This window comes from Pseudomonas sp. Sample_23, from assembly GCF_004307595.1.
GTDB classification, from domain to species: Bacteria; Pseudomonadota; Gammaproteobacteria; order Pseudomonadales; family Pseudomonadaceae; genus Aquipseudomonas; species Aquipseudomonas atacamensis.
On the sequence record NZ_RCNX01000030.1, the window covers coordinates 1 to 6,889 of the forward strand.

Below are 6,889 nucleotides of genomic sequence, written 5' to 3' on the forward strand. Positions count from 1 at the left end.
CGACCGATGGCTGACAAGGAGTTGCGCTTCATGGAAATTGAAGAATTCGGCTACAAGCAAGAGTTGAAACGTAGCCTGACGCTGACCGATCTGGTGGTGTACGGGATGATCTTCATGATCCCCATCGCCCCGTTCGGTGTGTATGGCTACGTCAACGCCGAAGCACCGGGGATGGTGCCGCTGGCGTACATCATCGGCATGGTGGCGATGCTGTTCACCGCGCTGAGTTACGGCAGCATGGCCAAGGCCTTTCCGGTTGCCGGCTCCGTATATTCCTACGCGCAACGCGGGCTTAATCAACACGTCGGCTTTATCGCTGGCTGGCTGATGCTGCTCGATTACCTGCTGATTCCACCGCTGCTGTACCTGTATTCGGCGATGGCGCTCAACCATTTGTACCCGGACATTCCCAAGGTCGGCTTCATCCTGGCGTTTCTGGTCAGCGCGACGTTCGTCAACCTGCGCGGCATCACCTTCACCGCGAGGATGAACATGCTGTTCCTGCTGGCACAACTGGTGGTGCTGGGCATCTTCCTGTTCTACGCCTGGAACGCCCTGCACAACGGTGGCGGTAACGGTGAGCTGACGCTGGCGCCGCTGTATCACCCGCAAACCTTCAACTTCGCCCTGCTGATGCAAGCCGTGTCCATCGCCGTGCTGTCGTTCCTCGGCTTCGACGCGATCTCCACCCTCGCCGAAGAAATCAAGGAAGATCCGGGCCGCAGTGTCGGCAAGGCAGCGTTGATCACTCTGGCAGTGATGGGCACGATTTTCGTCGTACAGACGTGGATCGCCACCGATCTGGCGGCAGGCATGGGTTTCAAATCCGCCGACACCGCGTTTTATGAAATTGCCGAAATCGCCGCTGGCAGCTGGCTCGCGACCCTGACCGCCGTCGCCACGGCGCTGGCCTGGGGCGTTGCTGTAGCGATCACCTCGCAGGCCGCCGTCTCGCGCCTGCTGTTCGGCATGGCCCGCGACGGCAAGCTGCCGAAGGTGCTAGCCAAGGTCCACCCGAAACACAACACGCCGTACCTGAGCATTTATCTGGTGGCGGTGTTGTCGCTGCTGATCTGCTACCTGTTCATCGACGCGGTCGACATTCTCACCTCGCTGATCAACTTCGGCGCCCTCAGCGGTTTCATGCTGCTGCACCTGACGGTGATCAACCACTACTGGCGTCGGCAGAAGTCGGGGCAGTTTGTGCGCCATCTGCTCTGCCCGGTGATCGGCTTCGTCATCGTTGCCGCCATCATGTACAACATGGGCGTCGATGCGCAGAAACTCGGCCTGATCTGGATTGCCTTGGGCCTGGTGTACCTGTTCTTCCTCAACAAGCTCGGCGCCAGCACAGCGCTGCCCGATCCGAGCAAAGGCTGACAAGAAAAAGAGCGGCGTCTGACAACAAATCAGGCGACCGCCGATTCAACGCGTGGAAACCGACAGTGATAGTCAGGTTCGGCGAATGGGCCGAACCTTTTGATACAGGAGTACATCCATGCTGGTCTTACGCCCAGTCGAGCAGAATGATCTGCCCCAGCTACAGCGCCTGGCCCGCGAGAGCCTGATCGGCGTGACCTCGCTGCCGGATGACAGCGAACACCTGCGCGAGAAAATCGCCGCGTCGTGCGCGTCCTTCGATAGCGCCGCCACAGCCCAGGGGCCGGAAAACTATTTCTTTGTGCTGGAAGATCTCGAACGCCGGCAATTGGTCGGCTGCTCGGAAATCCTCGCCACCGCCGGCTTCAAGGAGCCGTTCTACAGCCTGCGCAACCGCCATTTCACCAGTGCTTCGCGGGAATTGAACATCGAGCACGGCGTACCGGCGTTGTCGCTGTGCCATGACCTCAGCGGGCATACCTTGCTGCGCGGTTTCCACATCGATGCAGCGTTGGTGCGCACGCCGTTTTCTGAACTGCTGTCGCGGGCGCGCCTGCTGTTCATTGCCGCGCATGCACAGCGGTTCTCCGAGGCGGTGATCACCGAAATCGTCGGCTATAGCGACGAGCAGGGTCATTCGCCATTCTGGGATGCGCTGGGCAAGCATTTCTTCGACCTGCCCTACGCCGAAGCCGAGCGGCTCTGCGGTTTGCAGAGCCGCACGTTCCTCGCCGAACTGATGCCGCAATACCCGATCTACGTACCAATGCTGCCGCCAGCGGCGCAGGACTGCATCGGCCGCGTGCATCCGGACGGCCAGGAAGCCTTCGACATCCTCGCGCGGGAAGGCTTCGAAACCAACAGCTACATCGACCTGTTCGACGCCGGCCCGACCCTGTATGCGCGCACCGCGAACATTCGTTCGATCGCCGACAGCCATACCGCCATTGTCCGCCAACAAGCATCGACCGACGCCCGTGGCCGTTACCTGCTGAGCAACGACGCCCTGCATGACTACCGCGCGATGGTCACCGAACTCGACTATCACCCCGGTCAGCCGCTGCCCCTGCCCCCCGCCATCTGCGCGGCGCTGAAGGTCAGCGATGGCAGCTCGATACGGCTGGTCGCTCTGTGAGCCGCGTTAACCATCCGTGCCTGAATCGGTCCGCCAAAGGAGTTGGAGCATGATTGTCCGTCCGGTAAAAGTCAGCGACCTGCCTGCCTTGATGACCCTCGTCGAACAGGCAGGGCCAGGTTTCACCACCCTTCCCGCCAACGAAGACCGCTTGGCGCACCGGGTGCGTTGGGCACAGCGCGCATTCGCCGAACAGGTGGAACGCGCCGATGCCGATTACCTGTTTGTCCTCGAGGATGATGAGCAGCGCGTGGTCGGTGTCAGCGCGATGGCCGGCGCCGTTGGCCTGCGCGAGCCCTGGTACAACTACCGGCTCGGCGTCACCGTCAGTTCGGCACCGGACCTGGGCATTCAGCGGCAGATCCCGACATTGTTCCTCAACAATGAACTGACCGGCCAATCGGAGCTGTGCTCGCTGTTCCTGCGCCATGACCAGCGCAACGGCAGCAATGGCCGCCTGTTGTCGCTGGGTCGCTTGCTGTTCGTCGCTGAATTTCCGCACCTGTTTGGCGAGAAGATGATCGCCGAACTGCGCGGCAGTGCCGATGAAAACGGTTGCTCGCCGTTCTGGGACAGCCTGGGCCGACACTTTTTCCAGATGGATTTCACCCACGCCGATCACTTGTCCGGCCTGGGCAACAAAGCCTTTATCGCCGAACTGATGCCGCGCCAGCCGCTGTATACCTGCCTGCTCACCGAACAGGCGCAGGCGGCGATCGGCCAGACGCATCCAAACACTCAACCAGCGTTGAAAATTCTTCAAGCTGAAGGCTTTGCGCACAAAGGCTATATCGACATTTTCGACGGTGGCCCGGTCATCGAGGCGCCAATCCGCAGCATCCGCACGGTGCGCGACAGTCTCGAACTGACCCTGAGCCTCGGCACCCCCGACGAGCAGGCGCCGCTGTGGCTGATTCACAACCGCCGGCTGGAAAACTGCCGCATCACCGCGGCCCACGGTCGACTGGTGGGCAACAGCCTGGTGGTTGATCGTCTCACCGCCAAGCGCCTGCAACTTCAGCCGGGAAATTCGGTGCGCGCGGTGCTCCTGCCCCATCAACAGCAACATGCCGTGGCGGCCTGATATTTCCGGCACGGGAGATTAAACCTTTCAGCCGCCAGTCCTGCCGCGCAAATTCGTCATGATTCTTGACCCATTCGCGTGATAGCCTTTTCATTCTTCGGCGTTGACACCTTTGCTCAAGCCTTTCCATTCCTTATGTATTGGTGGAACTCGTATGACCAGGCTTTCCCATCAAGATTTGCGCCGCAATTTCCGTCAGCTGCTGGCCTCCGACACCTGCTACCACACCGCTTCGGTGTTCGACCCGATGTCGGCCCGCATCGCCGCTGACCTGGGTTTTGAAGTAGGTATCCTCGGCGGTTCCGTGGCCTCGCTGCAGGTGCTTGGCGCACCGGACTTCGCCCTGATCACCCTCAGCGAATTCGCCGAACAGGCCACGCGCATCGGTCGCGTCGCCCAATTGCCAGTGATCGCCGACGCCGATCACGGCTACGGTAACGCTCTTAACGTGATGCGCACCATCGTCGAACTGGAACGCGCCGGCGTCGCTGCACTGACCATCGAAGACACCCTGCTGCCCGCGCAATTCGGCCGCAAATCCACCGACCTGATCACCGTGGCCGAAGGCGTCGGCAAGATCCGCGCGGCGCTGGAAGCCCGGGTCGACACGGAAATGGCGATCATCGCCCGCACCAATGCCGGCATTCTGCCGAACCAGGAAATCATCAGCCGCACCCGCCAATATCAGGCGGCGGGCGCTGACGGCATCTGCATGGTCGGCGTGCAGGACTTTGATCAACTGGAACAAATCGCCGAACATCTGACGGTGCCGCTAATGCTGGTCACCTACGGCAACCCGGCCCTGCGCGACGACAAACGCCTGGCCGAACTGGGCGTGCGCGTGACCATCGACGGCCACGGCGCCTACTTCGCCGCGATCAAGGCCACCTACGACAGCCTGCGCGAACAGCGACAGATCTTCACCCAGGCCTCCGATTTGAGCGCGACCGAGTTGACCCACACCTATACCCAGCCGGAGGAATACATTCTCTGGGCCAAGGAATACATGAGCGTCAAGGAGTGATGCATACGCTGTACCGGCCCCTTCGCGAGCAGGCTCGCTCCCACAGTTGAAATGCACTCCCCTGTGGGAGCGAGCCTGCTCGCGAAAGCGTCTATTGCGGCACCGCTAAACCGGCGTCTTATACCCCTCCTCCCGCTGCGCCGCCCGCGCCTGAATCACATTCAGAATCGCGCAGCCCTCGCGCATCAGCAGATGAACCGCGCTGGTCACCCGCGTCAGATCACAATCGGAAATGCCCTTGAGGTTGAGGCTGGCGAAAGTGTCAGCCAGATCACGCACGACCACAAACCGGTGCATCGCACAGGCGGCCATGTCGCTGAGTTCAGTGTGGGTATTGATGAAGAGCACCGGGGATTCGGCGTCGTAGGTGTCGATGGGGAGATAGCGCGGCATTACTTGGTCGGTCATAAAGTTCACTCCAAAGAGGGGTCTGGTGCTGTATTCGACCGGCCAAGATCGTCGCAGAGTTATCTGCGCACGGAGACTATAAAAGTCGCGCCCAACGGCCGCAACCAGAGCTTCTGTCGGACTTTTCGGTATTTTTTGTACGCCGCCCTCGACTTCCACACTTCCCACAAAAAGCCCCTCACCCTAGCCCTCTCCCAGAGGGAGAGGGGACTGATTGGGGGATGCTCTGGATCTACGCCGACGTGAGAGATCGCGTTGAATGCGAATTTGAATTCAACTTGATCTGGCGGTTGCCACATGGACCACAAACAACGCGGTCAGTCCCCTCTCCCTCCGGGAGAGGGTTAGGGTGAGGGGCCGATTTCTCTGGCACCCCGCCCGGCCTCGTCACACCGCAAACCCCATCACCGCGGCTTCGCCAACTCCATGATCATCCGCGACAACAGATAAATCCGCGGTGCCACACTCGCCACTTCGGCATATTCCTCAGGCGTGTGAATATTGCCGCCGACAATGCCGAAACCATCCAGCGTCGGCGTCCCAACGCCTGCGGACAGACTGGCATCCGCCGCGCCACCACTGCCCTCCTCGGTGAGCTTGCGGCCGATCTCGCCGTAAATCCCTTGCGCCATGGCCATCAGGCGATCCGACTCAGCGGTCTGCGGCATCGGCGGCAAACCGCGCTGCAAGGAGGTTTTCACTTCGGTATCGGCAATCAACTTGTCCTGCGATACCCGCGCCAGATCCTTCTCGATGCGATCAAATTCCTCCGGCACTGCCGCGCGCACATCCGCCTTGGCCGTGGCCTGATCAGGAATCACGTTGGTGCGATCGCCGGCCTTGAGCACGGTGAAATTGATGGTGGTTTTCTTCGCCTCATCGCCGAGCTTGCCCAGTTGCAGAATCTGGTGCGCCGCTTCCATCGCCGCGTTTCGTCCCAACTCTGGCGCGACGCCAGCGTGGGCGGCCTTGCCTTTGACTTCGACCAGCGCCGTCGCACTGCCCTTGCGCCACACCACCAGGCCATCGGCCGGGCGGCCCGGTTCGAGGTTGAGGGTGACGTCGTGCTGTTTGGCGGTTTTCTTGATCAGGTCGGTGGCGACGTCCGAGCCGGTTTCTTCGCTGGCGTCCAGCAGGAAAGTGATCTGCGCGTAGTCTTTGAAGTCGAGGTTCTTCAGCACTTTAAGCGCGTAGATGCCGGCGACGATGCCGCCCTTGTCGTCCATCACCCCCGGCCCGTAGGCACGCCCGTCCTTGATGTGGAATGGCCGCTCGGCCGCGGAGCCTTCCTTGAACACCGTGTCCATGTGCGCCATCAGCAGGATTTTCGCCTTGCCGGTGCCTTTGAGCGTGGCCAGCACGTGGTTGGATTTTTCCGGGGTGTTCGGCACCAGTTCGATAGTTGCGCCGAGTTTTTTCAGTTCATCGATGGCAATGTCGCTGACCTGTTTCAGGCCCGGCTCATAACCGGAACCGGAGTCGATATTGACCAGCCGTTCCAGTAACTTCAGGGCTTCGGGCTGGTACTGCTCGGCATCGGCGAGCACTTGTTTATGTGGTTCGGCGCGAGCGTTTACCGCCGAGAACGCGAGGGACAGACCGAGGCTGGCGGCCAGCAGAGAGCGGGGAAATGAGAACGTCATGAAGCAGTCCTTGTTTCGTGTCGGGGGACTTCAACCGTAACCGACATCGGCGCGAGGCTCTATAGCGGATGCGACACTTGCCCGACTGACACCGAACAAACTGTAGGAGCTGCCGAAGGCTGCGATCTTTTGATTTTGATCGTTCCCACGCGCAGCAAAGGAACGCAGGCCGGGACGCAGAGCGTCCCAAAAGATCGCAGCCTTCGGCAGCTCCT

The 6,889-nt window shown here is 60.9% G+C and carries 7 protein-coding genes; 4 read left to right on the plus strand and 3 right to left on the minus strand.

Annotation, left to right across the window (positions count from 1 at the left end):
* Positions 1 to 30 precede the first annotated feature (30 nt).
* The 4 genes from D8U82_RS06150 to D8U82_RS06165 all read left to right on the plus strand — a co-directional run bounded on the left by D8U82_RS06150 (position 31) and on the right by D8U82_RS06165 (position 4,623).
* Positions 31 to 1,380, plus strand: coding sequence for an APC family permease (locus tag D8U82_RS06150; protein ID WP_130901883.1), 1,350 nt, complete (start codon positions 31 to 33; stop codon positions 1,378 to 1,380).
* A 118-nt stretch (positions 1,381 to 1,498) separates the two neighbouring features.
* Complete coding sequence (locus D8U82_RS06155) at positions 1,499 to 2,515, plus strand: arginine N-succinyltransferase (protein WP_130901884.1); 1,017 nt, start codon at positions 1,499 to 1,501, stop codon at positions 2,513 to 2,515.
* A 49-nt stretch (positions 2,516 to 2,564) separates the two neighbouring features.
* Positions 2,565 to 3,599 carry an arginine N-succinyltransferase gene (gene astA / locus D8U82_RS06160; protein WP_016774124.1) on the plus strand — a complete coding sequence of 345 codons (1,035 nt, stop codon included), beginning with the start codon at positions 2,565 to 2,567 and terminating at the stop codon, positions 3,597 to 3,599.
* A gap of 154 nt (positions 3,600 to 3,753) precedes the next feature.
* On the plus strand, positions 3,754 to 4,623 hold the full coding sequence (locus D8U82_RS06165; protein WP_016774123.1) for an oxaloacetate decarboxylase: 870 nt from the start codon (positions 3,754 to 3,756) through the stop codon (positions 4,621 to 4,623).
* 105 nt (positions 4,624 to 4,728) lie between these two features.
* On the opposite strand, the gene D8U82_RS06170 is transcribed toward D8U82_RS06165, so the two are convergent.
* The 3 genes from D8U82_RS06170 to D8U82_RS28275 form a co-directional block, all read right to left on the minus strand.
* Positions 4,729 to 5,031 carry a hypothetical protein gene (locus D8U82_RS06170; protein ID WP_016774122.1) on the minus strand — a complete coding sequence of 101 codons (303 nt, stop codon included), beginning with the start codon at positions 5,029 to 5,031 and terminating at the stop codon, positions 4,729 to 4,731.
* 404 nt (positions 5,032 to 5,435) lie between these two features.
* Positions 5,436 to 6,674, minus strand: coding sequence for a M20/M25/M40 family metallo-hydrolase (locus D8U82_RS06175; protein ID WP_130901885.1), 1,239 nt, complete (start codon positions 6,672 to 6,674; stop codon positions 5,436 to 5,438).
* 30 nt (positions 6,675 to 6,704) lie between these two features.
* A partial coding sequence (locus tag D8U82_RS28275; protein ID WP_206663326.1) for a hypothetical protein occupies positions 6,705 to 6,889 on the minus strand: 185 nt, incomplete at its 5' end.